25 protein-coding genes are annotated in these 26,292 nt (G+C 73.7%); 14 read left to right on the forward strand and 11 right to left on the reverse strand.

What is annotated here, in order from left to right:
• On the reverse strand, positions 1–1,335 hold the full coding sequence (locus tag AC0NH5_RS09690) for a neutral zinc metallopeptidase (protein ID WP_474402110.1): 1,335 nt from the start codon (positions 1,333–1,335) through the stop codon (positions 1–3).
• A 221-nt stretch (positions 1,336–1,556) separates the two neighbouring features.
• Between AC0NH5_RS09690 and AC0NH5_RS09695 the strand changes: the two genes are divergently transcribed.
• Positions 1,557–2,000, forward strand: a complete 444-nt coding sequence (locus tag AC0NH5_RS09695; protein WP_474402113.1) for a DUF7144 family membrane protein — start codon at positions 1,557–1,559, stop codon at positions 1,998–2,000.
• Positions 2,001–2,153: 153 nt separating this feature from the next.
• Here the strand turns inward: AC0NH5_RS09695 and AC0NH5_RS09700 are convergent, their stop codons facing one another.
• From AC0NH5_RS09700 to AC0NH5_RS09730, 7 genes are read right to left on the reverse strand one after another with little or no spacing between them, the layout of a single operon-like run.
• Entirely contained in the window at positions 2,154–3,158 is a 1,005-nt protein-coding gene (locus AC0NH5_RS09700) for a sensor histidine kinase (protein ID WP_474402115.1), read from the reverse strand.
• The gene (locus tag AC0NH5_RS09705; protein WP_474402118.1) at positions 3,151–3,846 is read right to left on the reverse strand and encodes a response regulator transcription factor; all 696 of its coding nucleotides are present in this window, start codon (positions 3,844–3,846) and stop codon (positions 3,151–3,153) included. Before AC0NH5_RS09705 ends, AC0NH5_RS09700 begins: the two co-directional genes overlap by 8 nt.
• Positions 3,843–4,271, reverse strand: a complete 429-nt coding sequence (locus tag AC0NH5_RS09710; protein ID WP_474402121.1) for a hypothetical protein — start codon at positions 4,269–4,271, stop codon at positions 3,843–3,845. The genes AC0NH5_RS09705 and AC0NH5_RS09710 overlap by 4 nt, the downstream gene beginning before the upstream one ends.
• A complete protein-coding gene (locus tag AC0NH5_RS09715; protein WP_474402123.1) occupies positions 4,268–5,539 on the reverse strand; it encodes a molybdopterin-dependent oxidoreductase in 1,272 nt (423 codons plus the stop codon). Before AC0NH5_RS09715 ends, AC0NH5_RS09710 begins: the two co-directional genes overlap by 4 nt.
• Positions 5,512–6,249: a methyltransferase domain-containing protein gene (locus AC0NH5_RS09720; protein ID WP_474402126.1), complete on the reverse strand. Its 738-nt coding sequence runs from the start codon at positions 6,247–6,249 to the stop codon at positions 5,512–5,514. The genes AC0NH5_RS09715 and AC0NH5_RS09720 overlap by 28 nt, the downstream gene beginning before the upstream one ends.
• A 31-nt stretch (positions 6,250–6,280) precedes the next feature.
• Complete coding sequence (locus tag AC0NH5_RS09725) at positions 6,281–6,940, reverse strand: TIGR04282 family arsenosugar biosynthesis glycosyltransferase (RefSeq protein ID WP_474402128.1); 660 nt, start codon at positions 6,938–6,940, stop codon at positions 6,281–6,283.
• Positions 6,937–7,596 carry a glycosyltransferase family 2 protein gene (locus AC0NH5_RS09730; RefSeq protein WP_474402130.1) on the reverse strand — a complete coding sequence of 220 codons (660 nt, stop codon included), beginning with the start codon at positions 7,594–7,596 and terminating at the stop codon, positions 6,937–6,939. Before AC0NH5_RS09730 ends, AC0NH5_RS09725 begins: the two co-directional genes overlap by 4 nt.
• A 133-nt stretch (positions 7,597–7,729) precedes the next feature.
• On the opposite strand from AC0NH5_RS09730, the gene AC0NH5_RS09735 reads away from it, so the two are divergent.
• Genes AC0NH5_RS09735 through AC0NH5_RS09750 form a run of 4 tightly spaced genes read left to right on the forward strand, consistent with a single transcriptional unit; the run spans position 7,730 to position 11,561 of the window.
• Positions 7,730–8,767, forward strand: coding sequence for an NAD-dependent epimerase/dehydratase family protein (locus AC0NH5_RS09735; RefSeq protein ID WP_474402132.1), 1,038 nt, complete (start codon positions 7,730–7,732; stop codon positions 8,765–8,767).
• Entirely contained in the window at positions 8,746–10,104 is a 1,359-nt protein-coding gene (locus AC0NH5_RS09740) for a hypothetical protein (RefSeq protein ID WP_474402134.1), read from the forward strand. Before AC0NH5_RS09735 ends, AC0NH5_RS09740 begins: the two co-directional genes overlap by 22 nt.
• Before the next feature lie 10 nt (positions 10,105–10,114).
• Positions 10,115–10,657, forward strand: a complete 543-nt coding sequence (locus tag AC0NH5_RS09745) for a redoxin domain-containing protein (RefSeq protein ID WP_474402136.1) — start codon at positions 10,115–10,117, stop codon at positions 10,655–10,657.
• A 1-nt stretch (position 10,658) separates the two neighbouring features.
• On the forward strand, positions 10,659–11,561 hold the full coding sequence (locus tag AC0NH5_RS09750) for a cytochrome c biogenesis CcdA family protein (RefSeq protein WP_474402138.1): 903 nt from the start codon (positions 10,659–10,661) through the stop codon (positions 11,559–11,561).
• 21 nt (positions 11,562–11,582) lie between these two features.
• Here the strand turns inward: AC0NH5_RS09750 and AC0NH5_RS09755 are convergent, their stop codons facing one another.
• The 3 genes from AC0NH5_RS09755 to AC0NH5_RS09765 all read right to left on the reverse strand — a co-directional run bounded on the left by AC0NH5_RS09755 (position 11,583) and on the right by AC0NH5_RS09765 (position 15,174).
• On the reverse strand, positions 11,583–12,476 hold the full coding sequence (locus tag AC0NH5_RS09755; RefSeq protein WP_474402140.1) for a flagellar M-ring protein FliF C-terminal domain-containing protein: 894 nt from the start codon (positions 12,474–12,476) through the stop codon (positions 11,583–11,585).
• Between the two features lie 176 nt (positions 12,477–12,652).
• On the reverse strand, positions 12,653–14,284 hold the full coding sequence (locus tag AC0NH5_RS09760; RefSeq protein ID WP_474402142.1) for an ABC transporter permease: 1,632 nt from the start codon (positions 14,282–14,284) through the stop codon (positions 12,653–12,655).
• The gene (locus AC0NH5_RS09765) at positions 14,281–15,174 is read right to left on the reverse strand and encodes an ABC transporter ATP-binding protein (RefSeq protein ID WP_474402144.1); all 894 of its coding nucleotides are present in this window, start codon (positions 15,172–15,174) and stop codon (positions 14,281–14,283) included. The genes AC0NH5_RS09760 and AC0NH5_RS09765 overlap by 4 nt, the downstream gene beginning before the upstream one ends.
• A 223-nt stretch (positions 15,175–15,397) precedes the next feature.
• Between AC0NH5_RS09765 and AC0NH5_RS09770 the strand changes: the two genes are divergently transcribed.
• From AC0NH5_RS09770 to AC0NH5_RS09810, 9 genes are all read left to right on the forward strand, one after another.
• Positions 15,398–15,820, forward strand: a complete 423-nt coding sequence (locus AC0NH5_RS09770; RefSeq protein WP_474402146.1) for an SPW repeat protein — start codon at positions 15,398–15,400, stop codon at positions 15,818–15,820.
• A gap of 86 nt (positions 15,821–15,906) precedes the next feature.
• Entirely contained in the window at positions 15,907–17,526 is a 1,620-nt protein-coding gene (locus AC0NH5_RS09775) for a methyl-accepting chemotaxis protein (RefSeq protein WP_474402149.1), read from the forward strand.
• Positions 17,527–17,620: 94 nt separating this feature from the next.
• Positions 17,621–19,090, forward strand: coding sequence for a GGDEF domain-containing protein (locus AC0NH5_RS09780; RefSeq protein WP_474402152.1), 1,470 nt, complete (start codon positions 17,621–17,623; stop codon positions 19,088–19,090).
• Positions 19,091–19,184: 94 nt separating this feature from the next.
• Positions 19,185–20,633 carry a choice-of-anchor M domain-containing protein gene (locus tag AC0NH5_RS09785; protein ID WP_474402154.1) on the forward strand — a complete coding sequence of 483 codons (1,449 nt, stop codon included), beginning with the start codon at positions 19,185–19,187 and terminating at the stop codon, positions 20,631–20,633.
• A gap of 67 nt (positions 20,634–20,700) precedes the next feature.
• The gene (locus tag AC0NH5_RS09790) at positions 20,701–21,783 is read left to right on the forward strand and encodes a WxL protein peptidoglycan domain-containing protein (RefSeq protein ID WP_474402156.1); all 1,083 of its coding nucleotides are present in this window, start codon (positions 20,701–20,703) and stop codon (positions 21,781–21,783) included.
• Positions 21,780–23,399: a TIGR03773 family transporter-associated surface protein gene (locus tag AC0NH5_RS09795; protein ID WP_474402158.1), complete on the forward strand. Its 1,620-nt coding sequence runs from the start codon at positions 21,780–21,782 to the stop codon at positions 23,397–23,399. Before AC0NH5_RS09790 ends, AC0NH5_RS09795 begins: the two co-directional genes overlap by 4 nt.
• Before the next feature lie 71 nt (positions 23,400–23,470).
• Positions 23,471–24,121, forward strand: coding sequence for a choice-of-anchor M domain-containing protein (locus AC0NH5_RS09800; protein ID WP_474402161.1), 651 nt, complete (start codon positions 23,471–23,473; stop codon positions 24,119–24,121).
• On the forward strand, positions 24,118–24,714 hold the full coding sequence (locus AC0NH5_RS09805; protein ID WP_474402163.1) for a choice-of-anchor M domain-containing protein: 597 nt from the start codon (positions 24,118–24,120) through the stop codon (positions 24,712–24,714). Before AC0NH5_RS09800 ends, AC0NH5_RS09805 begins: the two co-directional genes overlap by 4 nt.
• A gap of 54 nt (positions 24,715–24,768) precedes the next feature.
• Positions 24,769–26,286, forward strand: coding sequence for an anchored repeat ABC transporter, substrate-binding protein (locus AC0NH5_RS09810; RefSeq protein WP_474402165.1), 1,518 nt, complete (start codon positions 24,769–24,771; stop codon positions 26,284–26,286).
• Positions 26,287–26,292 lie beyond the last annotated feature (6 nt).

The following is a 26,292-nucleotide window of genomic DNA, read 5'->3' on the forward strand; positions in this document are numbered from 1 at the left end:
TCAGGTGCAGGCGGCAAGACCTTCGAGCACCCCTTCCCGGTACGAGGCGATGCGCTCGAATCCGGTCGGGCCGCTGCCGGCCGTGGCCCGGCCGAACGCCAGCAGCGTGGCCACCGCCTCGTCCAGGTCGCCGGGTGACAGCTTGATCGGCGCGGCCCCCTCCCGTTTCAGCAGATCGTTGACCCACGACCCGTTCAGGCAGTCCACCGTGAGCTGGCCGTCCGCGCCCTGGGTCGACGCGCCCCGGCGATGCTGGGCGGCCCGGGCGTACAGGTCACCGAGCAGCATCCCGACCGCGTTGTCGCCGGCGCTGTCGTACAGCGTGGGCCCGAGTTTCTCGTTGTCGAAGGCGATGAAGTCGCCCTCCGGGCAGTAGAACGCGGCCCCGTCGGCGATGCTGTCCGGGTTCGGGCAGTCCGGCGGCGACCCGGTGGCGAACGGCCGCACCGGCAACGTTTTCCACGGCTGGCCCGCGAGCCGGGGATAGGCGCCGCTCCAGTACTCCGCGGCCGCGGTGGTCAGGATCTCGACCGCCTCCGGGTACGGCAGGTTGCCGCCGCTGGCGGCATCGCGTTCCTCGATGAACGGCACCTGGGTGACCGGCAGGTTGCCGGCCCGGTACCCGGCACACACGGTGGCGCCGTTCTCCATCCCGTCCTGCAGTGCCCGGATCCGGTCGAAGGCGTTGCCGTGCGCGCCCGCCGAGGTCGCCGAGGTGCCCGGCTTGTCACGGATGCTCAGCATGCCGGCCAGGGTGCTGTCGAGCTGCTCGGTGGTGATCGCGGGAAAGGCGGTGGACCGGCCGGCCAGTGCGTCGGCCAGCCAGGCGCCGGCATAGCAGTCGGCCTGCTGCTCCAGCACGATGGTCGGCTGGTCCGCCATGCCGAGCCGGAACTGGACGGCGTGGCCGTACTCGTGCGCCATGATCAGTCCGGTGGTCAGCCGGCCGAACTGGCTCTCCATCTGCGGGATCAGCCGTTCCTCGTCCCAGGCGATGAAATCGCCGGCCGGGCAGTAGAAGGCATTGGGCTCATAGACGGCCACCTCGCCGCCACACGCCGGTGGCGGGTTCGCCTCGCTGTAGGGGTGATAGCCGCCCTGCACCGGTGTGAAAGCGGCGCCGCCGGCGATCGTCGGATAGGCCTCCGCCCAGAACCGCTCGACGTCCTTGAGCGCGTCCAGGGTCGGGTCGCCGGTGCTCGACGGCGGGATCCAGGCCGTGGCGCCGGGGCCGGGCTCGGCCGGTTCCGAGCACGCGGTCACCGCCAGCATCAGGGCGAGCCCGGCCAGCAGGATCTTCCCGCCACGTCGGCGACCACACCGTTCCGATCCCATCACCGGGCCCCCTGCCTCGATCCGTCAGTGCGGTGAGTGTCGGCCGGGACGGGCGGCTCCGCGTCATCCCCGGCGGACGAGCGGACGCCGCGCTGGTGGCGCGCTCGGCCGGCCGTGGCTGCGGCGGCCCGTTTTCATCCGCAGCGGATGGCGCACCGGGAACCACCCGGCGTGACACTCCTGGGTGAACCCCTCATTTCGCCTCCAGCAAGGAGAACGGCATGTCCGAGACACAGCAGCGGGCGACATCCGAGACCCCGTACGAGCCTCCGGACCGCTCCCGGGCCACCGGGTGGGTGGGCATGATCTTCTTCGGGTCGATCATGCTGATGCTGATGGGCTCGTTCCAGATCGTCGCCGGGCTAGTCGCCCTGTTCAACGACGAGTACTACCTGGTCACCAGCGGCGGCCTACTCGTCAGCATGGACTTCACCGGATGGGGCTGGCTCCACCTGATCATCGGCATCGCGGCCATCGCGGCGGCCATCGGCCTGCTGGCCGGCAAGACCTGGGCCAGGATCATCGCGGTGATCGTGGCCGGCCTCAGCGCCCTCGCCAACCTCGCCTTCCTCTCGGCGTACCCGATCTGGTCCACCATGATCATCGCCTTGGACGTCCTGGTGATCTACGCGGTGACGGCACACGGCCGCGAGGTCACCTACTGATCCGTCGACAGCCGGCCCGGACGGTCCGGCCTTGCACCGTGCCGCCGACCACGGAGGCGTCGGCCGGCGGCCGGCTCCGGGCGGATCGGTTCTGCCGTCGCGTGTGTTGATTTCGGGTTCGGTTCGAACCCGAGATCAACACACGAGCTTGTGTCAGGCCGGTAGGCGGACCTCGAACCGGCATCCCCCGTCGACGTTGCCGGCCCGCACCTGCCCGCCGTGCGCCTCCACCAGGCCCTGCACGATGGCCAGGCCCAGCCCTCCCCCGCCTGCGCCGTCCGGGGTACGGGCGCGGGTGCCGCGGAACGCCACGTCGAAGAGGCGGGGCAGGTCGTCCTCCGGGATGCCGCCGCAGCTGTCGGACACCGCGAACCACACGCCGCGCCCGTCAAGGCCGGCGTCGATGTGCACCAGGCCGTTCGCCGGGGTGTACCGCAGCGAGTTCGTCAGCAGGTTGTTGATGATCCGGTTGAGCTCGGCCGGCCCGGCGACGACCACCGGCCAGGGGCAGTCCGCCGCCACGATCTCGATGCCCCGGCCGGCCGCGAGGGGCCGGACGGCGGCGACGGCGTCGGAGATGACGTCGGCCAGCGGCAGCGACGTCGGGGTGAACCGCAGCGCGCCGGCGTGGATGCGGGACAGTTCGAAGAGGTCGTCGACCAGGCCGCTCATCCGGTCGGTCTCGGCGCTGATCCGCCGGTGATAGTCGGCGACCGTGTCCGGGTCGGCGACCACGCCGTCCTGCAGGGCCTCGGTCATCGCGCGCAGCCCGGCCAACGGGGTGCGCAGGTCGTGCGACACCCAGGCGACCAGGTCGCGGCGGCCGGCCTCCATTCGTCGCTCCCGGTCGCGGGCCTGCGCGGCCCACACCGCGGCGGCGGCCAGCCGGCGCCCGAAGACGGTGCCGACGGCGAGGCTGACGGTGGCGGACGCGGCCACGGTCACCAGGACGACCTGCAGGTCGTGCCCGGAGAGGAACATCGCCTGGGCGACGGTGACCACGCCGGCGACGACCGCGGCGACCGTGATGGCCAGCAGCACGCAGATGTGCACGGTGATCGATCGGCCGCGTAGGGAGCGCAGCACGGCGGCGCCGAGCAGGCCGACGACGGTTCCGGCGGCCAGCGCGTAGAGGCCGATGAGCGCGATGTCACGCATCGGCGGCCGGTTCGTAGCGGTAGCCGACGCCCCACACGGTGACCAGGCGGGCCGGTGCCGCCGGATCGGTCTCGATCTTCTCGCGCAGGCGCCGGACGTGGACGGTGACGGTGGACTGGTCGCCGAACTGCCAGCCCCAGACCTGGTCGAGAAGCTGGGCCCGGGAGAAGGCCCGGGCCGGGTTGCGGAGCAGGAACTCCAGCAGGTCGAACTCGCGGACGGTCAGGGCGAGCGGCCGGCCGGCCAACTCCGCGGTACGCCGTCCGGTGTCGGCGACCAGGTCACCGTCGCGCAGCAGCTGCGAGCGCCGCGGGGTGGCCGGCGCGGTCCGGCGCAGCACCGAGCGGACCCGCAGGACCAGCTCGCGCGGGCTGAACGGCTTGGTCACGTAGTCGTCGGCGCCGACCTCCAGGCCGAGCACCCGGTCGCTCTCCTCGCCCAGCGCGGTCAGCATGACGACCGGCAGGCCGGGCCGGACCTGCTGGAGGCGCCGGCACACCTCCAGGCCGTCGAGCCCGCCGAGCATCAGGTCGAGCACGACCAGGTCGGGGCGCTCGGCGTCGACGGCGGCGAGCGCGGCGAGGCCGTCGGCGGCCAGCCGCACCCGGCAGCCGTCCTGTTCGAGATATCGCCGCACGACGTCGCTGACGGTCGGGTCGTCGTCGACGACCAGCACCTGGTGGCTCATGGCGGCAGGCTACCCACACCCCGCCCGCGGCGGCGGCCCCGCAAGCTTTCGATTCCCTTACGGCCCACGACGGCGGTCACGCCGACCACCACCACGATCAGGAACAGATTCCGGGTGTACGGGTGAGCCGGCGCCGCATCCGCGGATGCACGGCCGGCGCCGAGGGCCAACGGCACGGCGACCACGGTCACGGCCAGGCACACGACCGCTGTGATCCGCACAGTGCGCTGCCAGATTACCGGGATCGTCCGGCGGATCAGCCCGCCGGCGGCGAGCACGAGCGGCATGAGGACCGCGTCGTGCACCACCACCATCGCCACCAGGAACACCAGCACGCCGAGCCGGTCCAGCCGGTCGTCCACAGCCGCGCCGATCATCGCGTACGCGAGTACGAGCGCGCCGGAGACGATCAGCGCGCGCCTCACCGGCTGCTCCGGACCGTGATCCGGGTGACCCACTTGGTCTGCAGCACACCGGGCCGGTTCGGCGCGATCAGCCGGGCCGGATAGCCGTGGTCGAGGGCGAGCGGCTCGCCGCCGAGCCGCAGCGCGAGCAGCGTGAGGCCGTCGGCCAGGTGCGGGGTGGCCACTGTGGAGGCGCGGTACCGGCCGGCGGCCTGCAGCGACTCGACCTCCGCCACGCACCCGCCCGGGTCGCCGCCGACCAGGGCCGCGAGGTCCCGCAACCGGATGCCGGTCCAGGTGCCGGTGGCGCTCCAGCCCTCCACGCAGGCGATCGGGAGCACGGCGGTGTGCTGCGGCAGCGCGGCCAGCTCGGTCAGGGACAACGCGACCCGGCGGCCGAAGCCGGTGACGGTGAGCCGATATCCGGCGTCCAGGGCGGCGTCGCGAACCCCGGCCGCGGCGGCGGTGCGGTTGACCGGCAGGTTCTGCGGCCCGGTGCGCGGATCGCGGGGCGCCAGCAGCGCGATCCCCGCGAGCGGGCCGACGGTCTGGCCCACCGTGGTCACGGTGATCACTCCGGCGGCCGCACCGACAGCGGTCAGCACCTGCCGCCGGCCCACACTGCCGCCCGGTGCCTCCACAATCTGCCGCTCACCCACACTGCCGGCCGGTGCCGTGACCGCTGTCTCCGGCGTCGGCCGGCGGCGCAGCGCTGCACGGATCGCGGGCAGCTGGACCCCGATGTGGATCAGCAGCGCGCCGGTCGCCAGCCAGGCGACCCGGTAGTGGCCGGTGGTGAAGAAGAACGGCATCGGGGTGTACCAGCGGGCGACGTTGAGCACCCCGCTCACCACCTGGAAGAGAGCCGCACCGACCAACAGTGCGACCGACAGCCGCTCGGCGGCGTGCGCGCCGGTGCGCACCGGCGGCCAGGTGAACAACCTCGGATAGACCGACCACAGCTTCGCCCCGAGCAACGGCACGACGGCCAGGCCGGTCGCCACGTGCAGGCCCTGGGTGAACCGGTAGAGGCCGACCGGCCGCGACGGCCACCGGAACCACCCGGGCGGCTGCTGGATCAGGTGGCTGAGCACGCCGGTGAGCAGGCAGACGGCGAACGCGACGCCCAGGGCGACGCCGAGCAGGCCGGCCAGTCGCGCCGAGCGCAGCGGTGACGGGAAGGCGCCGGGGCGCAGCGGCCCGCGACGCAGGCGATCCGGTGGCGCGGGGATCGGCTCGGCGAGCCAGGTGACGAGCCGTTTCACCCGGTGGCGAGGGTCGCGAACCATCGGCCGGCCTCCGTCCAGGTCGACAGAATGCGCAGGCCCGTGGTCCGGGCCAGCGGCGCGAGGTCGCCGGCGGCCACCTGGGCCCAGCGCAGAGGCGCACCCGCCGAGCTGCCTTGTGGGAAGGCCGCACCGTGGTGCCAGGTCGGCTCGCCCCCGTGCACAGCGGCCGGGCCTTCGTGCAGGGTGGCCGTGCCGGACCAGCTGCCGGTCCCGGGCGGTTGCAGCTCGGTGTGGATCCGGCCGTGCGGGGCGAGCAGCTCGCGGCACCGGTGCAGCAGCCCGGCCGGGTCGCCGCCGATGCCGAGGTTGCCGTCGGCCAGCAGCACGTGTTCCCAGCGGCCCTGCCCGGGCAGTGGGGCGAAGACGTCGCGGCGCAGTGCCGGCGCGCCACGGCGCCGGGTCAGGCGTACGGCCGTGGCGCTCACGTCGATGCCCAGCGCGGGCCGCCCGCGTTCCAGGAGGGCGCCGGTGAGCCGGCCCGGCCCGCAGCCCACGTCGAGGGTGGCCCCGGTGCAGCGACCGAGGAGCCCGGTGTCACCGGGCAGATGCGTCCGGCACCATCCGGCCGCGTCGAACCGGTGCTCGCGGCCGGTGGTGTCCCGCAGAACGAGCGGGGACGCCGCGCCCAGGGCCGCGCGGGACAGCGCCCGGTCGTACATGTCCAGGGCGGCCTGCTCCCCCGGCGGGCAGACCACCGCGGTCGCCGTCATGCCGGCACCGTCGAGACCATCGAGGCCGCGGTCACGCCGACACCGCCGAGGCCATCGCGGCTGCGGCGCCGCCGATGAAGTGGGTGACAGCCGCCGGGAAGCGACCGTCCGGCGGGCAGCAGGTCGCCACCGCGATCGCGTCGGCGGCGGTGTCGACGTCACGCAGGCGTGGCAACGGGTGCGTGCGCACCCCGCGGTCGCGCAGCGCGGCGAGAGTCAGCTCGCCGGTGGCCGAGGTCGACATCGGCACTCCGGTCAGCACCGTGGCGGCGCGCGGATCCCGCAGCCCCAGCGCCCACCACCCGCCGTCGTCGGCCGGTCCGAGCACCGCCCCGGTACGGCACAAGTCGTCGCCGGCGGCGGCCAGCAGGGCGGCCGTGACCTGCGGCGTGTCCATGCCGATGAGCAGTGACGGCACCCCGGGCAGGGCGGTGTCGGTGAACGCGTGGGCCAGCCGCTCCCCCAGGCCGGCGCCGCGCTGCGGCACGCACGACCAGCCCGGCGGCGCCGGATGGTCGCCGTCGAGGACCAGCGTGTGCCGCACGGCCGGGACCGCACCGGCCGCGCCGAGGGTGTCGGCCAGCGCGGCCGCCGCGATCACCGCGGCGGTCTCCGGGGTGCACGGCGGGCACAGCCGGGTCTTCACCCGGCCCGGCACCGGCGCCTTGGCCAGCACGAGCAGCTGGATCATCGGGCCAGCACCGCCCGCATGTCGTGGATCGCCCGCATCGTGCCGCGCACGGTGCCGGTCACCTTCGACCGGGTCCCGGCGGCCCGCGGGTGATAGTCCACGTCGATCTCGATCACCCGCCAGCCGGCCCGGCCCGCGCCGATCAGCAGCTCCAGCGGATATCCGAAGCGGCGGTCACGCAGGTCGAGGGCGAGCAGGGCGTCCCGGCGGGCGGCGCGGATCGGCGCGATGTCGTGCACCGGCAGGCCGGTGTCGCGGCGGATCCGGCGGGCGAGCACCGCGTTGCCGAGGCGGGCGTGCACCGGCCAGGCCCCGGCGGTGATGGGCCGGCGGCGCCCGCAGACCAGATCGGCGTCGCCGGCGCGCACCGGCCCGGCCAGCAGCGGCAGCTGGGCCGGGTCGAACGAGCCGTCGGCGTCCAGCACGCACACCACACCGTCGGCCGGGTCGGCGGCGAGCACACCGGCGTGCACGGCCGCGCCGTAGCCGCGCTGCGGCACCTCGACGACCAGCGCGCCGTAGCGGCGGGCCACGGCGGCGGAGCCGTCGGTCGAGGCGTTGTCGGCGACGATCGGCCGGAATCCGTCCGGCATCCGGGTCAGCAGCCACGCGAGGGCCGCGGCCTCGTTCAGGCAGGGCAACACCACATCGGTCATGAACCGGAAGTTATCCCTGCTCAGGGCCGGCAGATCTTACGGAATGAGAACGCCGGCGCGAGTCCTTACGAACCGCTGACGGATCGGCCCCGGTCGCTGCCGGCACCCGGTTCCCGGGTCTACGGTCGCCGGCGTGACCCACATTCTCGTGACCGGCGGCGCCGGCTTCATCGGCTCACACGTCACCACCGCCCTGCTCGCCGCGGGCCATGACGTGACGGTGCTGGACTCCGGTCATCCGGCCGCGCACGACGAGCCACCGCGGGCGCCGGCCGGCGCCGTGCTGCGCCGGGCCGACGTGCGGGACCGGGCGGCGGTGCTCGGCGCGCTGCGCGGCGTCGGCGCGGTGGTGCATCAGGCGGCGTTGGTCGGGCTCGGCGCCGGGCCGCGAGACCTTCCGGAGTATGTCGGCTGCAACGACCTCGGCACCGCGGTGCTGCTGGCCGCGATGGCCGAGGCGGGGATCCGGCGGCTGGTGCTGGCCAGTTCGATGGTGGTGTACGGCGAGGGGGCGTACCGCTGCGGGCAGCACGGACCGGTCCGCCCCGAGCCGCGGGCGGCGGCCGACCTGGCGGCAGGACGGTTCGAGCCGGCCTGCGGCGGATGCGGGCAGGCGCTGACCGGCGGCCCGGTGGACGAGGACGCGCCGCTCGACCCGCGCAGCGTCTATGCGGCGACCAAGGTGGCTCAGGAACACCTGGCGGCGATCTGGGCCCGGGAGTGCGGCGCCGCGGTGGCCGCGCTGCGCTACCACAACGTCTACGGGCCGGGCATGCCCCGGAACACCCCGTACAGCGGGGTGGCGGCGATCTTCCGGTCCGCGCTGGAGCGGGGCGAGGCGCCGCAGGTGTACGAGGACGGCGGCCAGCTGCGGGACTTCGTGCACGTCAGTGACGTGGCCGCGGCCAACGTGGCGGCGCTGGGTGTGCCCGGCGGGTTCCGGGCGTACAACATCGCCTCGGGCCGGCCCACGACGGTGGGTGAGATGGCCGGTCTGCTGGCCGGCGCCTTCGGCGGGCCGGGCCCGGAGGTGACCGGCCGGTTCCGGCTCGGCGACGTGCGGCACGTGGTGGCGTCGCCCGCGCGGGCCGCCGCGGAGCTGGGCCTCCGGGCGGCCGTCGCGCCCGCCGACGGGCTGCGGGAGTTCGCGTGCGCCCCGCTGCGCGGCTGAGGGCGCCTCGGCCCGAGAGCAGGCTCGGCGGCTGGCCGTCGTCGCGTGGGGACCGATACGCGCTGCTGGCCGTGGCCGGATTGATCGCGACGGCGGCCGTGACGGGTGCGCTGCTCGGCTGGGCCGGGCGGCCGGTTCACGCCGGCGCAGCGCCCCTGTTCGGGCACGTGCTGCCGCATGCCGGCCCCGGCACACCACTGGCCGTCCTGGTCGCCGCGGCGGTCGTCAGGTGGGGTCCTGAGCTGGCCGGGCGCCTGGCGTGGCGGCCGCTGCTGCTGGCCGGCTGGGCGACGTCGGTGGCGTGGACGCTGGCGCTGGCCCTGGTGGACGGCTGGCACCGGGGGCTCGCCGGACGGTTGACCACCCGCTTCGAATACCTCAGCGAGGTGCCGGGGGTGACCGACGTCCCGGCGATGCTGCGCGGGTTCACCGGCCGCATCCTGGACGGCACCGCCGACGCGTGGACCACCCACGTGGCCGGTCATCCGCCCGGCGCGCTGCTGGCCTTCGTCGGCCTGGACCGTCTGGGACTGGGCGGGGGTGGGTGGGCGGCACTGGTGTGCGTGCTGACCGGCAGCGCGGCGACGGCGGCGATCGCCGTCACGGTGCGGCGGCTCGGCGACGAGGCGGCCGCCCGGGTGGCGCTGCCGTTCCTGGTGCTGGCCCCCGGCGCGGTGTGGGTGGGCGCCTCCGCCGACGGGCTCTTCGCCGGACTGGCCGCGGGTGCCCTGGCCCTGCTCGCCACGGGCCTGTCCCGGTCGTCCCGGTGGGCCGTCGCGGCCGGCGGGGCGGGCCTCGCGGCGTGTCTGTACCTCTCCTACGGACTGATCCTGCTGGCTCTGCTCGCCGCGGCCGTCGTCGTGGTGCGGCTGCACCGATATCGGCTGCTGATCTGGGCGCTGCTGGGCGCGGCAGTCCCGGTGGCGGTGATGACCCTGCTCGGCTTCGACTGGTGGCAGGGCTACGAGCTGGTGCGCCGGCGGTATTACCAGGGCCTGGCGAGTGATCGGCCGTACGCGTACTGGATCTGGGCGAATCTGGCCGCGCTGGCTCTCTGTGCCGGACCAGCCGCCGCCGCGATCCTGCGCCGCGCCGCCGTCGCGGCCCGGGCCACCCGCACGCCGGTGGCCCTGTTGTGCCTTTCCGCGGCCTCCGCCATGCTGGCCGCGGACCTGTCCGGGTTGAGCAAGGCCGAGGTGGAACGCATCTGGCTGCCGTTCGCCGTCTGGCTGCCGGTGGCCGCGGTGCTGCTGCCCGAACCGGACCGGCGTGGCTGGCTGTGCGCGCAGGCCGGCACCGCGCTGCTGGTCAACCATCTGGTGCTGACGGCATGGTAGGCGCGCCGGTATGACAGTCGAGGAGGGCTGGATGATGATCCGCCGAGCACTGGGAATCCTGATCGTGTCGGCGTTGCTCGCGGTGGCCGGCTGCGGTGCGACCGGCGGTGACCGGCCACCGGAACCGGCCGGCACCGGCGCGGTCGGCACCGGCGGTTACGACTTCACCGTGCCCACCCTGGACGGCGCCACCTTCGACGGCCGGAGCCTGGCCGGCAGGCCGGCCGTCCTGTGGTTCTGGGCGCCGTGGTGCCCGACCTGCCTGGGCCAGGCGAAACAGGTGAACGCGCTGGCAGCGGACTACGCCGGCAAGGCGGCCGTGGTGGGGGTGGCCGGGCTCGACACCGTGCCGGCGATGCGCGACTTCGTGGGGTTGGCGAAGCTGTCCGGGTTCCCGCAGCTCGCCGACGAGCAGGGCGTGGTGTGGAAGCGGTTCGGCATGACCGAGCAGAGCACGTTCGTGGTGCTCGACGAGAAGGGCGCCGTCGCCGCGTCCGGCCGGCTGGACCCGGCGGAACTCCCGGCCCGGCTCGACAAGTTGCCGGCCGGCTGACGTGCCCGACGCCTCCTTGGTGCTCACCGTGGCGGCCGGCGCCGCCGACGCCCCGTTGGCGCTCGCGGTGGCCGCCGGGATGCTGGCCGCGGTCAACCCGTGCGGGTTCGCGCTGCTGCCCGCCTACCTGTCGGTGCTGATCGCCGGGGGCGGCGGCCGGGGCGCCGCGGTGGCACGGGCGCTCGGCACGTCCGCGGCGATGACCGCCGGCTTCGTCGCCGTGTTCGGGCTGTTCGGTCTGGTCGTGGCCCCGGTGGCCGGGTCGGTCCAGCGGCACCTGCCGTGGGTGACCATCGGGGTGGGACTGCTGCTGGCGGGCACCGGCTGCTGGCTGCTCGCCGGCCGGCAGCTGCCCGGCGCGGGCCTGACGGGGTCGCGGGGCCCGGCCGCCCGGCGGACGTTGCCGTCGATGGCGGTGTTCGGTGCCGCCTACGCGGTGGCGTCGCTGTCGTGCACGGTCGGCCCGTTCCTGGCGATCGTGGTCAGCAGCTTCCGCGCCGGGTCGGCCGGGGCCGGCGTCGCGCTGTTCCTGGCGTACGCGATCGGGATGGGTGTGACCGTGGCCCTCGCCGCCGTCGCGGTCGCGCTGGCCCGGGTCGGACTGTTGCGCCGGGTCCGCCGCGCCGCGCCGGTGCTGTCCCGCCTCGGCGGTGTCATGCTGGTCGCCGCCGGCGCCTACGTGGCCTGGTACGGCTGGTACGAGATCCGGGTGCTCAGCGGTGCGACGGTCGACGACCCGGTCATCGATGCCGCCGCCGCGATGCAACGGTGGCTGTCCACCGTCCTCGACCATGCCGGGGCGGGTGCGATCACCGCTGTCCTCGTCGCCGTCGTGGCCGCGGCGGGGGTGCGCCGGCTGACACGCCGTCGCGCCGCCGGCCCGGACCGGACGGCCGGAGCGTGAACCGCCGACAGCGGGGCGGGCTCACTTCTCGGTCCAGTCGCGGAGCACCGCGGCGGTCCGCTCGGCATCGGCCCCGATGCGCTGCCGGTTTCCCTGCCCCCGTGGCGTGATCTCCGCCGTGGCCCTTATCGAGCGCTGCACGTCCACGGCGGCGCGCAGCCGTCGCAGGTGATCGCGCTCCGCCGCCGTGCTCAGCTCGCGCTTGCGGTGCCGCCGGGCGGCCAGCACCAGGATCAGGATCAGGAGGACCAGCCCCACGCCCCACAGGACCGGCTCCGGGCCGGACGCGGGTGAGGCAGCCGTGTCGCCGGGAGCGGCCGCTGCCTCCTTGTGCATCGGCATGGCTTCGATCACCACCAGGTCGCCCCGCGCGAGGTCGACGCCGGCCGCCACGCTCACCAGCGTCTCCAGGTCCCCCAGGTCGATGTTCCGGCCGGCGGTCGCGTCCACGACGACCGCGATGCTCAGTCTCTTGACCCGGCCCGGGGCGTCCCGGCGGGTCTCTCGCAGCGAGTTCAGCGCGTTGGTTCGCACGGTGCTGGTGCTCTCGTACCCCCCGTCGTTGCCGTCGGTGGCGAACCGGCGGCTCAGATCCTCCGCCAGCGCACCGGTGGCCGGGTCCCCGCTGTACGTGGTCCGGACGGTCTCGACCTGATCGAGGTCCAGCTCCGCGGCTGTGGTGACGACAGCGTTGCCGGGACCGGTCACCGCGTCCAGCAGCCTCTGCAGCGCACCGTTCAGCCGGTTCTGGAACGCCACGGTGTCCGCCTCGATCCGGCTGACCGCGTTCCTCGGCAGCTCCGGAGCGCCGGGAGCGGCCGCGGAGGCCGGCCCGGCGTGCAGGCAGACGCCGGCCGCCAGGGCGACCACCAGAGCGGCGGCACGCCGTGCTGCGGCGAGGCGGACCTTCGTCATCGGCCTGGCTCCTCAAGTTTCGGCGAACGCCGAGGAAGCCCGGCGACCCGGCCACACCGGCTCGGATCCGGTGCCCTCGAACAGCCCTCACCGATCGGCCGGCCGCCGGGCCCGCCCACCACTGCGCCGGGTGCGACTCGGTTGCTCTTTCCGCACCGGCGCCCGCGGCCTTCGCCTCACACGCGCAGATCTCGCCGGCGATAACCGGCCATCCCCACGACGGTCAGCGCCACCGCGAGCCCGGTCATGACCAACGCCGCGGGCCGGTTCACGTTCTCCAGAGGCACCGGGGCGAGGTGTGCGAAAGGTGAGATGTCGCGTACCCGATCCGGTGCGCCGACACTCTGTGCGGTGACGAGCAGCAGAAAGCCACCGGTCGCGGGCACCGCGCCCACCAGCCCGGCCGCCCGTGGCAACCACCCCGCGGCGAGGGCGGCCGCGCCCAGGCTGAGCAGGACGATCGGCAGCGTGTTCCAGGTGCCGCGCAGGGCCGCGGGCAGGCTGAGGTCCCCGCCGGCCGCGACCACCCCCGACCAGGTGGCCACGGCCGCGACGGTGACGAGAACGACGGCGCCGCACATCGTCACGAGCAACTCGGCGCCCAGCAGGCGCGACCGGCTGACCGGCTGGGCGGCGGTCAGCGTCAGACGCCGGTCGGTCTCGGCAGCCATCAGGGCGGCCACGCGGATCGCGGTGAAGCCCCCGACGGGTAGCGCCAGGATGGCGAACAGCGTGGCGGTGAATCCTTCGACCGCGCCGATGCCGGCGAAGCCCGCCCGGGCCGCCTCGCCGGCCAGGGCCGGATTGCCGGCCAGGAACTCGATGATCGACACCGTGGTCATGCCGATCAGGAGGAAATAGGCGCCGATCCCGAGGGCCCAGCCGGTCAGCGGCCGCAGCAGGCGCCGGACGGCGAACATCTCGGTACCGCCGAGCAGCCGCAGCCGCGGCTGCCGGCCCCCGCTCGCCGCGACCAGGCCGCCCCCGGCATCCCGGTGCGCGACGGCCAGGACAGCGGTGGCGCCCACCGCCACGGTCGCGCCGAGCAGGACGATCAGGGGCAGGATCCGGTCGTGGTGATAGGGGCCGCTCAGGTCGAGCAGCCCGAACGGGGACAGCCACCGCAGCCAGGCCAGGTCGGTGATGCCGTCGCCGATCATGCGCAGCAGCAGACCGGTGCCGAGGACCCCCACCGCGGCCCCGGTCGCCGGCGCCCGTGCGGGGAACACCTGCGCGGCGAGCCCGGCGATCGCGACGAAGTACAGGCCGAGCAGCCCGATGCCCGCACCGTGGACCAGGGCTCCCGCCGGCCGGGTACCGGCGAGCAGAAGCGTCGCGCCGACCGCCCCGCCGGTCGCGAGCACGGCGGCCATGACGACGGCGACATGCCGCATCACAACCGTACGCAGGGAGAGGCGGCCGGCCAGCAGCACGTCCCAGCGGCCCGCGTCCTCCTCGCCCCGGGTGATCCGGGTGGTGGCCAGGATCGCCCACGCGGCGAGCAGGACGGCCACCACGGTGCCGACCCGCCACACCGTGAATCCGCCCGCGGTGTCCAGCCCGACCGGCTCGCCGAACAGGGTGCGCACCGCCGGGTTGCCCGCCAGCGCCGCCAGGCCGCCCGCGGCCGCCGGATCCGCCATCACGGTGTCGTAGGTGGCAACGACCAGCGCCGGAATGCCGGCGGCGACAGCCACCACGATCAGGGCGCCACGGCGGATCTGCCGCAACGCCAGGCGGGTGACGGCGCGATCGGGCGCGGCCGGGAGCACGACGCCGGTGGCCGGCGCCATCGTCGCCGCGGTCATCGGACGCTCTCCGTGCCGTAGTAGTCGAGGAAGATCTCCTCCAGGCTCGGCTCCCGCACAGCCAGAGCGGTGATGTCCGCGGCGGCCAGCGCTTTCAGGGCCGGTGCCGGCGGGCCGGTGAGGGTGAATCGCAGCCGGCCCTCCCCGGCCGGCTCCACCACGCCGACGCCGGGAATCGCGGACAGCTGTGGCGGGGCGCCGGCGTAGGTGAGCGTGACCTCCGAGCGGTGCAGGCCGCGGAGCTCGTGGATCGGGGCCACCTGGATCAGCCGGCCGGCCCGCAGGATGGCGACCCGGTCACAGATGGCCTCCACCTCCGCCAGCTGGTGGGAGCTGAGGAAAACGGTCTGCCCACGGTCCCGGGCGGCGGCGACCGCGGTGCGGAACTCCCGTTCCATCAGCGGGTCGAGACCACTGGTCGGCTCGTCGAGCACCAGCAGCGGCGCCCGGGTGGCGAACGCGGCGATCAGGGCGACCTTCTGCCGGTTGCCGGTCGAATAGGTGCGGGCCGGCTTCGACGTGTCGAGCCGGAACCGCTCGACGAGCTCGTCCCGGTACGCCAGATCGGCGCCCGCGCCGGTGGACGCCTGCAGATGCAGGATCTCCGCGCCGGTCAGCTGCGGCCACAGGGCGACGTCGGCCGGCACGTAGGCCAGCAGCCGGTGGGCACGGGCGACATCCGCCGCACCGGCGTCGAACACCCACGCGCGGCCGGCGGTCGGGCGGGCGAGCCCCAGCAGCAGCCGGATGGTGGTGGACTTGCCGGCGCCGTTCGGCCCGAGGAACCCGAACACCTCGCCCGCCGCGACATCAACGGTGAGATCGTCGAGAGCGGTGAGCCGGCCATACCTTTTGGTGAGCCCCACTGCGCGCAGCGCCAAGTCACTCATCACGGGAGTCCTTCCGGTCGTGCGGATATGACCGCCGACCAGACTTCCCGGCACACCTGCGACTCACCGTACGCCGCCCCGCACCGCCCGGGAAGGTCCCGCGGACAGGTGCCGGCGAGTGCCCGGAACCGTCAGACAGGGCGCCGGCCCGGTGCCACACTCGTCAGAAGGGTCCGGCCGTGCCGGCCCTGGCAGGGATGACGCACACGGGGAGGAGCTCGAGATGAGTGCCCATTCCTATCGTCCTTCCGACCGGCACCACTTCCTGAGCGCGGCGCGCCGCCTCGGTGACGAGATGGCGCACACCCCCGGCGAGCTGATCGCGGTGGCCGGGCTGTGGCTCACCTGCGCGCCGCTGGTCTTCGATCACGAGGCGGCCGGGACAGCGTTCGCCGGCTGGAACGACGTGATCGTCGGTCTGACGATCGTCGTGCTTGCCTTCATCCGCGTCGTCGCACCCCGGCAGACCGCGCCGTTGAGTCCGGTGCTGGTGGCGCTGGGAGCGTGGCTGCCGGTGGCGCCGTTCGTCCGTGGTCACGAGTCGGTGACCGGCGCGACCGTCAACGACATCCTCGTCGGGCTGGCCGTCATGGTGCTGGCCGGGCTCAGTTGGCGCGGCTCCACCAGGGAGGCACGCTCGCGCTGACGGTTACCGGGCCGCTGCCGCGGCTCAGCGGTTGCCACCTGGTTGCCGATCATCCAGCTGTAACGCCTGGATGAAGGAGAACCCTGATGGATCAGACTCGCGCCGCCGCGGCACCGTCTTCGGGCTGGTTCGCTGACCTGAGCATCAACACCAGGATCCTCTGCGCGGTGGCGACGGCCGCGCTGGTGGCCATGGCGGTGGGGGTGCTCGGTTTGCAGGCGTCGAGCACGGCCAGCGCGTCGGCGCAGAAGATCTACCACGACAACGTGACCAGCATCCAGGCTCTGGGTGACCTTCGCGCGGCGGTGCTGCAGGCCCGGCTGACCGTGGTCGACCACGCGGTCTCCCAGGACCGGCAGACCATGCAGCGGTACGAGCAGGCCCTCGACGACGACTTCCAGGCCATCGAGGAGGCGTTCGCCGCCTACCGCAACAGTCATCCGGCCACCGGTGAGGCCGCCATCGACGAGCTGTTCGCCGACTACGAGGCGTACTCGCAACTCGCGAAGGACAAGCTTTTCCCGGCCAGTCGGCGCAACGACATCACCGCGTGGCAGAGCATCCGCGACACCGAGCTGACCCCGTTGATGGCCGAGGCGATGCAGGACATCACCGACATGACCGGCACCGAGGCCGACGCCGCGGCCGGGAACGCCGCCGAGGCGAAGTCGTCGTACGAGTCGCGCCGCACCACCTCGCTGATCCTGCTGATCGCCGGTCTGCTGCTGGCTCTGGGCGTCGCGGTGTTCGTCTCTCGCGGCATCGTCGCCTCGCTCCGGCGGGTCCAGTCGGTGTGTGAGAGCCTCGCCGCCGGGGATCTGACCCGCACGGCCGGGCTGACCGGCCGTGACGAGCCGGGCCGGATGGGCCGCGCCCTGGACACGGCCGTCGAGCACCTGCGGGCGACGGTGACCACGATCGGCGGCTCCGCCGTGGCGCTGGCCGGCGCCGCCGAGCAGTTGTCCACGGTCAGCTCGCAGCTGCGGTCCGGGGCGGCCGACACCGCGGCCCGCGCGGACACCGCGTCGCACGGCTCGGAGCAGGTCAACAGCGGTGTGCAGAGCATCGCGGCCGGAGCCGAGCAGATGAGCGCCTCGATCACCGAGATCGCCAGCAACGCCGGGCAGGCCGCGCAGGTCGCCCAGCAGGCGATGGCGGTCGCCCAGCGCACCACCGACGAGGTGGCCCAGCTGGGCACGGCCAGCGCGGAGATCGGCGACGTGGTCCGGCTGATCACCAGCATTGCTGAGCAGACCAACCTGCTGGCGCTCAACGCGACCATCGAGGCGGCCCGCGCCGGGGAGCTCGGTAAGGGTTTCGCGGTGGTCGCCGGCGAGGTGAAGGAGCTGGCGCAGCAGACCGCGAGCGCCACCGAGGAGATCACCTCGCGGATCGCGGCGATCCAGGCCTCCAGCGGCGGCGCCGCGCACGCCATCAGCGAGATCACCGGGGTGATCCAGCAGATCAGCGACTACACCACGACGATCGCCTCGGCCGTCGAGGAGCAGACCGCCACCACCGCCGAGATGAGCCGGTCGGTGGCCGACGCGGCGGCCAGCAGCGGCGAGGTGGCCGGCACCATCTCCGGCGTCGCCGAGGTCGCCAACGCGACCGCGGCCGGCGCCGAGACCACCCAGCGGGCCGCCGCCGACCTCACCCGGCTGTCCGGTGACCTGACGGCCGTGGTCGACGGTTTCCGTCACTGATGCCGCTGGCCCCGAGCTGCAACTTGGTTGCGCGCGCACGGTGATCCCCGTTCCGGTTCAGCTCGCTCGGCCGGGGACCGATATCCCTCTCGTGGTGATTACCGGTGTCCGCAGGCTCTGGGCCGGCTACTGCGCCGTCAGCGTGGTGCTGACGGTCGCCCGCATCCTCGTGCCCGAGGGCTCGGCGGCCGCCGCGGCGATCACCTTCGGCTACCCGGTCCTGACCGTGGCCGCGATCGGGCTCGGGATCCGGTTCAACCGGCCGGCGCGAAAGCTGCCCTGGATCCTGCTGCTGATCATGAGCATCGCCGGCGGCGCGGGCAACGTCGTCATCTCGGTCTACCTGTTCGCCGGCCGTGTGCCGTTCCCCTCGCCGGCGGACGCCTTCTTCCTCGCCTGCTACCCGCTCTTCCTGGCCGGGCTGATGCTGCTGGTGGACGGACTGTCCTGGCGCCGTGACCGGGCCGGCATCCTGGACTCGCTGATGGTCACCGTGGGTCTCGGGCTGGGCGTGTGGCTGCTGTTCCTGCGCGACCTGATCGGTCCGGCCATGGCCCTGGAGGCCCGGCTGGTCACCATGGCGTACCCGCTCGCGGATCTGCTGCTGCTGGCCGGCGTGATCCGGATGTTCATCTCGCCGGCCCGGCGCGGCCCGGCGTTCTGGCAGCTCGTCGCCTCCCTGGCCGTCCAGGGCCTGGCGCACGTCGGCTGGGTCTGGCAGTCCTCGCACGGGATCAACCAGAACGAGCTGGCCCCGGCGTTCGTGTTCAGCGCCCTGCTGCTCGGTGGCGCCGCGCTGCACCCGTCGATGGCGACGGTCGGCGGCGAGGGCGCCCGGCCGTCCGCCGGCGTCTCCCGGCGCCGGGTGCTGCTGATCAGCTCGGCCTGCCTGCTGTGCCCGGCGCAGCTGATGGCCAATGGGGTGCTCGCCGACGGCCTGGTCGACTGGCTGGCCGCGTCGATCTGCTCCATCCTGGTGTTCCTGCTGCTCATCGTCAGGATCCTCGGTCTCGTGCGCACGGTGCAGGAGCAGGCCGCCCGGCTCGAGTCGATGGCCTATCTGGACGGGCTCACCGGGATCCCGAACCGCCGCGCCTGGGACGCCGAGCTGGAGCGCCGGCTCGCCGTCGCCCGCCGGGCCGGGGACACGCTGGTCGTGGGCATGGTCGACCTCGACCATTTCAAGCGGTTCAACGACGTGCTCGGTCATCCGGCCGGTGACGAGCTGTTGCGCGCCGCCAGCTCCGCCTGGCAGGAGCAGCTCCGGGCCGACGACATGATCGCCCGGTACGGCGGTGAGGAGTTCGGCCTCATCCTGCACTGCCGGCTGAAGGACGCGGCGATCATCATGGACCGCCTGCAGGAGGTGACGCCGGACGGTCAGACGTTCTCCGCCGGGCTCGCCCAGTGGACCGGCGACGAGTCGGCCGAGGAGCTGAGCGCGCGCGCCGACTCGGCGCTCTACGTGGCCAAGCGGGACGGGCGGAACCAGTTCTCGGTGTGCGGCCACCCGGGGCACACCGACCTGAAGGCCGACTTCGTCGGCGCGCCGGTCATGCATTAGCGCGCATGTGATCAATACACCGTCGCTCTCCGAAGTGCTAGCGTCCCGCGTGAAAACGGGAGTCGTTTTCAGCTAGCACGGAAGGAGACGATGTGTGAGAACACTTGTCGCCGGTCTCGTCGCCGCGACCGCTGTCCTGTTCACCCCCACGGCAGCGCTCGCCGCGGAGCCGGCGGTGCTGTCCCGGGGGCACGCGGACGCCATCGACGTGCACTACGAGAACGGCGCGCTGAAACTCAAGGTCAAGGACGACACCGTCAGTCCGGCTGTGGTGCGCGACCCGGCCGACGTCACCTTCCAGGTCCTGCCCGCCGCCGAGACGGTCGTGCCGGACCTGCCCGCCTTCGCGTTCCTCGGCGCCCCGGGCCGCAGGATCTGGATGCTTCCGCAGGTCCAGGACCCGAACCTGCTGTGGCCGGGCTGGAACACCGGGCAGCTCAGGTCCGGCCTCCTGGCCGGCGACAAGGTCGCCATCAGCCTGGTCGGTGTGGACGGTCCCGGCGACGTGACCCTGTTCGACACCAACTCGCTCGGGGTGCCGAACATCAAGTTCCGCAGCGACGACGGGCTGCCGGACCGCCTCGACGTGCCGGTGCACACCCACGCGCACGCCGGCTGGGTGTTCTCCGCCGAGGGCGCCTACACGCTGCAGTTCCGGGCGGACGCGACACTGGCCGACGGCACAGCGGTGACCTCCGGGCCGGTGGACTACACGTTCGTGGTCGGCGACCTCCAGCCCGGCGGCGGCGACCTGAGCCTGACCGTCTCGGGCATGGCCGAGGGCGAGTACCAGCCCGGCGACACGGTCACCCTCCAGGCGGTGCAGACCCCGCAGGGCTCGCTGAGCGGCTACCAGTGGTTCAGCAAGAAGCCCGGCGAGGACGACTACGCACCGATCGAGGGCGAGACCGGCGCGTCGTACAGCTTCACCGCGACGCGGGCGCTCAACGGCAGCCAGTACATCGTCAAGCTGCGCGACGGCGACAAGGTCGTCGCGACCAGCGCCGAGGTGTGGCTGTGGGTGGCCTTCCCCCAGGAGGGCAGCAGCACCGCCAAGTCGGTGACCGCCACCATCAACGCCTCCGACGGCGCCCTCGTGATCAGCGTCGATCCCGAGCATCGTGCCGTCACCCTGCCCGCGGCCGAGCTGTCGGCGGGCGGTGACCGGTGGGAGAGCGCCGGCTCCCTGCAGCCGGTCACGGTGACCGACACCCGCGCGGCCCAGCCCGGCTGGACCGCTTCCGGGCAGGTGGCGGACGGCTTCCGCACCGAGGACGGCAAGACGTTCACCGGCGGTTACCTCGGCTGGACGCCCAGGATCACCACCCAGGGCGGCCGGCAGGGTGCGGTCCCCGGACCGATCTCCCACCCGTACGGGACCGTCCAGCCGCACACCGGCCTCGGCGGCAGCGCGGTCCTCGCGTCCGCACCGGACGGCAAGGGTCTGGGCACCGCCGAACTGGACGCGGCGCTGAAGCTCAGCGTCCCGACCGACACGGCGGCCGGCACCTACACCGGCACGCTGACCCTGACCGCCATCTGAGACGTCGCGGGGCGGCCGCCGTGACCCCTCCGGCCGCCCCGCGACCCGGTCCGACGGAAAGACCCCTATGCGTACCCGCGTCATCGCGGCCGTCCTGGCCGTACTCCTGCTTCCCTCACCCGCACACGCGGCGCCCGCCGGCGGGTCACTGACCTGGTCCGTCGCCCCGTCGGGTCCGAAGGGCCCGAACGGCCGCCCGGCGCTGGACTACAAACTGGACCCCGGCGCGACCGTCACCGACCACGTCGCCGTCACCAACCACTCGCGGCAACCGCTCACCCTGCGCCTGTACGCCAGCGACGCCTTCACCACCGCGAACGGCGGCTTCGACCTGCTCGCCGGCAAGACCGAGCCGACCGGCGCCGGCCGCTGGATCAGGCTCGGCCGGAATCAGGTCACGCTGCCGGCGTCCTCACGGGTCGTCGTCCCGTTCACGATGACGGTGCCGCCGAACGCCACGCCAGGCGACCACGCGGCCGGGGTAGTCGCCTCGCTCGCTGCCGGGGGCGCCGACGCCGACGGCAACCGGGTCACCGTCGACCACCGGGTCGGCACCCGCGTCTACCTGCGCGTCACCGGCGCCCTGCGCCCCGAGCTGAGCGTCACCGACGTGCGGCTGAGCACCTCGGCGCCGTGGAACCCCCTCGAACTGCCGAGGATCACGGCGAACTTCACGATCAAGAACTCCGGCAATGTACGCCTCGAAGCACTCCCGTCAGCCCGCGTCACCGGCCCGTTCGGCCTCGGCCGGGCCTCCGCCGACGGCCCGCCGGTCGCCGAGATCCTGCCCGGCGGCTCGGTCGGGGTGTCGGTGCGCCTCGACGCGGTGCCGCCGCTCTTCCACGAGCAGATCACGCTCGCCGTGCAGCCGTCCCCGGCCGACGGGCGCGACATCAGCCCGGCCCCGGTGAGCGCGCAGTCCCGGCACACCCTGTGGCTGATCCCGTGGGCCCACCTCGCGCTGCTCGCGCTGGTCGCCGCGCTCGCCGCCGCCCGGGTCGCTGCCCGTCGCCGCCGCCGGCGCCGGATGCGGGCCGCGCTCGCCGCCGCCGAACAGCGCGGCCGCGACCTGGCCACCCTCTCCACCGAGAGCCCCGCCTCCACGCCCGCTCCCGCTGCCAGTACCCCGGCCGCGAAAGGAACCTCATGAGCCGACACCGCCTGCGGAAGACCGTCGTGACGGCCACGGCCTCGTTCGCCGTCCTGCTCCCGGTGGCCGCGCCGGCCCACGCGGACACCGCCGCACCGCTCGCCGACGGCGCGGACCTCGTCGACCTGTCGCTGAGGTCCGGCGCATTGCGGCTCGCCTTCGATGGCCCGGGCCGGCCCGTGGACCCGGAAGGCTTGCGGTTCACCGCCCGGGACAGCCCGGTCGGCGTGGTGCCGGACGACCCCGCGTTCGCGTTCCTCGGCACGGCCGGCACCCCGGTGTGGTCGCTCGCGGGCGAGGATTTCCCGGCTTTCGACATCAGGGGCGTGGACCCGGGCGAGGTCACCGGCGGCACGGTCACCCTGGACCTGGTGTCGGTCGACGGCCCCGGCGCGTTCGCCGCCTACACGCTGTCGGCGTGGGGACGGCCGGCGCTGCTGCTCGACAGCGACGGCCGGACCGGCACCGAGCTTCCCGCCGGACGCCGGATCGGCGGGGTGGCCTGGTTGTTCGACGCTCCCGGCGAGTACCGGGTGAAGTTACGCGCGAGCGCCCGGACCGGCGCGGAGACGCTGCGGGACGAGACGACCTACGCGATAACCGTGCCCGGCAACCCGGCCACGGACGGGCCGGCGGCAGGTGGAACCCCGGCGGCCGACCCTACGGCCGGCGCCCCGCCGCTGCCGCAGCGGGCGGCCGCGGAGAACGCCGGGGCGCAGGCGCAGGCACAGGCGCAGGCGCCGAAGGCCGCGGCGCGGACCACCCCCGCAGCCGCCGCCACCGGCCGGAAGGTCATCTCCGACGGGCACGTCGACATGGGCCCGCAGCTGACCGGCACCTCCCTACGGATCCGGCTCAAGGACGACTCCACCTCACCGCCCACCTGGCGGGAGCTGTCCGACGTCACGCTCAAGATCACCGACAAGGCCCGCATCGACGTGCCGGCCGGCCCCGGATACGCCTTCCTCGGCAAGGCCGGCGACAAGGTTCACCTGCTCCCCCAGTCCCAGCAGTCCGGCATCGTCTGGCCCGGCTGGAACACCCAGCACGACTCGATCGTCAAGGGCACCCGCGGCAACGTCACCATGCGGCTCAGGACCGTCAGCGGGCCCGGCGCCTTCAAGCTCTTCCTCACCGGTTCCTTCGGCACACCCGAGGTCGTCTTCGATTCCGGCAAGAAGCTTCCGCAGCAGCTGAGCGTCGCACCGAACACCCACGCGCACGGCAACTGGGCCTTCACCCGGCCCGGCGTCTATCGGCTCGGCGTGGAGATGACCGCCACCACCACCGCGGGCCGCAGCGTCTCGGACACCAGGACGCTCACTCTCGCCGTGGGCGACGCGACGGACACCGGTCGCGGCACGGACGACAGCGAGACCGGCGGCGGCTCGGACGGCGACGGCAAGGGCGACGGGGGCGCGGGCACCGGCGGTGGTGACGCCGGCGGCGACGGCAAGGACGACAGCGCCGGTGGCGACCTGGCCCGGACCGGCGTGAACGTCGTGTCGATCGCCGCCGGCGGCGCGGCTCTGCTGACGGCCGGCGTGGCCGCCGTCGTCCTCACCCGGCGCCGCCGTAGCGACGAAGCTCACCCGTCCACACCGGACCCTTCCTAATGAAAATGAAAACCATTACGCTCAGGATCGTTCCGGCCGTCCCGTGCCGGGCGAATCCGAAGGAGACCCCCTTGCGTAAACCCGTCCGCCTGCTGCTCGGCAGCGGCCTCCTGGCAGTCACGCTGCTGGGCACCGCCGTCCCGGCCCAGGCCACCGCCGTCGTGCTCAGCGCCGGCCACGTCGACGCCGTCGACATCGCGTACGAGGACGGCGCCCTGGAGATCGGCGTCCACGACGAGACCGTCGAGCCCGACGTCGAGCGCGAGGTCGGCGACGTCGTCTTCGCGGTGAAGCGGGCCGCGAAGACCGCGGTCCCGGCCGACCCGGCCTACGGCTTCCTCGGCACCGCCGGCAAGCCGGTGTGGATCCTCCCCGAGATCGAGAACGAGGAGCTGCTCTGGGCCGGCGTGGCCGCCGAGGAGGTCGAGCCGGGCGTCTTCGCCGGTGACACCGTGACCCTGCAGGTCGAGAAGGTGACCGGCGCCGGCCGGTTCGCGATCTTCACCGAGAACGCCGTCGGCGCCCCGCAGGTGCTGGTGAACAGCGGTGACGGCCTGCCCGATGCCCTGAGCCTGACCGCCGGCACGCACCAGCACGTCAGCTGGGCGTTCCAGAAGGCCGGCGTCTACCTGGTCAAGGTTCGGGCCACCGCGACGCTCGCCGGCACCGGCGCCACCGTCACCTCGGAGCCGGCCGTTTACAAGTTCGTGGTGCAGCCGTGAACGCCCTCCTCGCCCTCACCCTGGGCCTCGCCCTGACCTCGCCGGTGACGCTGAGCAGCGGCCACGTCGACGTCCTCGACGTCGACTACTCCGCCGGCGCCCTGGCGCTGACCGTCAACGACGACACCGCGGAGCGCGACCCGGCCGACGTGATCTTCCAGGTGCCGGCCGCCGCGAAGGTCACCGTGCCGGCCGGCAGCGCCTGGTCGTTCCTCGGTGCGGCGGGCAGCACCGCCTGGGTGCTGCCCCAGGCCAACACCGCCGGCCTGCTGTGGGCCGGCTGGAACACCGCCGAGATCCCGAGCGGCGTGCTGCAGGGCAACAGCGTGACGTTCCGGCTGACCAGCGTCACCGGCCCCGGGAACGTCAGCGTCTACACCGTCTCGGCCGGCACGCCCACCAAGCTGTACGACTCGAGTGACGGGCTGCCCGACACCCGGACCGTGGCGCGCAACGTGCACGCCCACGCCAACTGGGGCTTCACCGCGGCCGGCACCTACACCGTCACCTTCGAGGTGACGGGCCGCCTGGCGAGCACCGGTGCCACCGTCACCACCGGCGCCAAGCCGTTCACCTTCACCGTCCTGCCGTAACACGACGTGGGCCCGCTCCTGCCGCAACGCTGAGCGGGCCCGCCAGGAGACCCGATGATCCGCGCCACCGCCGCGCTCGCCGCCTGCCTCGCCCTCGGCGCGTGCGCGGCCCCGCCCGCCCTCTCCGACTCCGACGACCGCCTGCAGGTCGTCACCACCACCGGTGTCCTCGCCGACCTGGTCCGCAACGTGGGCGGCGACCGGGTGCTGGTCGACTCGATCGTGCCGGCCGACGCCGACGCCCACGCGTACGAGCCCACCCTCCGCGACGTGCGCAACATCGTCTACGCCGACGTGGCGTTCAGCAACTACCTGCTGCTCGAGGCGCAGAGCGTGATCAAGACGCTGGACGCCAACCTGCCCGACGGCGTCCGGCAGATCTCGCTCGCCGAGGGCGCCACCAAGTACGCCGCCGAGATCATCCCGCTCGTCGAGGACGTCTCCCTGGACACCATCTGGCTCGGCCTGCGCGCGAAGGGGGCCGGTGCGGAACACGGCGTCGACCGGTCCTCCGACATCCGCCTGTCGGCCACCGGCGCCGAGGGCCCCGGCCGGCTGGTCGCCTATCTCACCGAGTCGTTCGGCGACCCGGAGATCGCGTTCGACTCCGGCGACGGCTTCGATGCGTCCAACGGCTTCCGCGACGACACCATGACCCTGCCGCCGGACGCGCACACCCACATGAGCTGGGCGTTCACCGCACCCGGCAGCTACCGGCTGCACCTGCGGGCCGAGCTGGCGGTGGCCGCCGGCGCCAAACCGATCCCGATGGGCGAGACCACGCTGACCTTCGCGGTCGGCGTCAACCCGCCGGAGAGCACCACGGTTCTGCGTGACGGCCACACCGACGTCACCGTCGACATCGACACCGGCGAGATCTACCTCTACAGCGACGGCCGCCGCGACGACGCCGGCGAGACCGTGATCGAGGTTCCCGCCAAGGCGTTGCGCGAGGTCCCCGCCGGTTCCGGCGTCCGCTTCCTCGGCCGGCCCGGCACCCGGATCCACCAGCTCCCGCAGGCCGTGCTCGGCCGGCACGTGCACGGTGAGATCGACCCGCACCTCTGGCAGGACGTCGGCAACGCCCAGTCCTACACCGAGCTGATCCGGGACAGCCTGATCGCCGCCGACCCGGCCGGCACGGCGGCCTACCACGCCAACACCGACCGTTACCTGACCGAGCTGACCGAACTGGACGACTACGTCCGGCAGCAGATCGCCGCCATCCCCCGGCCGCGGCGCCATCTGGTCACCACGCACGACGCCTTCGCCTACCTCGCGAAGGCCTACGGCATCCCGGTCGCCGGTTTCGTCACCCCCAACCCCGCCGTCGAGGCCAGCCTCGCCGACCGGCGCCGCCTCACCGAGACGCTGCGCAACCTGCACATCAACGCCGTCTTCCTGGAGCCCAACCTGCGCGCCCGCTCCTCGACGCTGGTCGAGGTCGCCGAGCAGGAGGGCGTCCGGGTCTGCGACATCTACGGCGACGCCTTCGACGACCGCGTCACCAGCTACACCGCCATGATGCGCTTCAACGCCGACTCCCTGCGCACCTGCCTGACCCGAGACTGAATCACC

Source organism: Actinoplanes sp. 13, assembly GCF_056134165.1.

Coding starts and splice junctions, on each gene's coding strand:
- AC0NH5_RS09690 (WP_474402110.1), bottom strand. CDS start 1,335: ATGGGATCGGAACGGTGTGGTCGCCGACGTGGCGGGAAGATCCTGCTG.
- AC0NH5_RS09695 (WP_474402113.1), top strand. CDS start 1,557: ATGTCCGAGACACAGCAGCGGGCGACATCCGAGACCCCGTACGAGCCT.
- AC0NH5_RS09700 (WP_474402115.1), bottom strand. CDS start 3,158: ATGCGTGACATCGCGCTCATCGGCCTCTACGCGCTGGCCGCCGGAACC.
- AC0NH5_RS09705 (WP_474402118.1), bottom strand. CDS start 3,846: ATGAGCCACCAGGTGCTGGTCGTCGACGACGACCCGACCGTCAGCGAC.
- AC0NH5_RS09715 (WP_474402123.1), bottom strand. CDS start 5,539: ATGGTTCGCGACCCTCGCCACCGGGTGAAACGGCTCGTCACCTGGCTC.
- AC0NH5_RS09720 (WP_474402126.1), bottom strand. CDS start 6,249: ATGACGGCGACCGCGGTGGTCTGCCCGCCGGGGGAGCAGGCCGCCCTG.
- AC0NH5_RS09725 (WP_474402128.1), bottom strand. CDS start 6,940: ATGATCCAGCTGCTCGTGCTGGCCAAGGCGCCGGTGCCGGGCCGGGTG.
- AC0NH5_RS09730 (WP_474402130.1), bottom strand. CDS start 7,596: ATGACCGATGTGGTGTTGCCCTGCCTGAACGAGGCCGCGGCCCTCGCG.
- AC0NH5_RS09745 (WP_474402136.1), top strand. CDS start 10,115: ATGACAGTCGAGGAGGGCTGGATGATGATCCGCCGAGCACTGGGAATC.
- AC0NH5_RS09755 (WP_474402140.1), bottom strand. CDS start 12,476: ATGACGAAGGTCCGCCTCGCCGCAGCACGGCGTGCCGCCGCTCTGGTG.
- AC0NH5_RS09760 (WP_474402142.1), bottom strand. CDS start 14,284: ATGACCGCGGCGACGATGGCGCCGGCCACCGGCGTCGTGCTCCCGGCC.
- AC0NH5_RS09765 (WP_474402144.1), bottom strand. CDS start 15,174: ATGAGTGACTTGGCGCTGCGCGCAGTGGGGCTCACCAAAAGGTATGGC.
- AC0NH5_RS09770 (WP_474402146.1), top strand. CDS start 15,398: ATGAGTGCCCATTCCTATCGTCCTTCCGACCGGCACCACTTCCTGAGC.
- AC0NH5_RS09775 (WP_474402149.1), top strand. CDS start 15,907: ATGGATCAGACTCGCGCCGCCGCGGCACCGTCTTCGGGCTGGTTCGCT.
- AC0NH5_RS09790 (WP_474402156.1), top strand. CDS start 20,701: ATGCGTACCCGCGTCATCGCGGCCGTCCTGGCCGTACTCCTGCTTCCC.
- AC0NH5_RS09795 (WP_474402158.1), top strand. CDS start 21,780: ATGAGCCGACACCGCCTGCGGAAGACCGTCGTGACGGCCACGGCCTCG.
- AC0NH5_RS09810 (WP_474402165.1), top strand. CDS start 24,769: ATGATCCGCGCCACCGCCGCGCTCGCCGCCTGCCTCGCCCTCGGCGCG.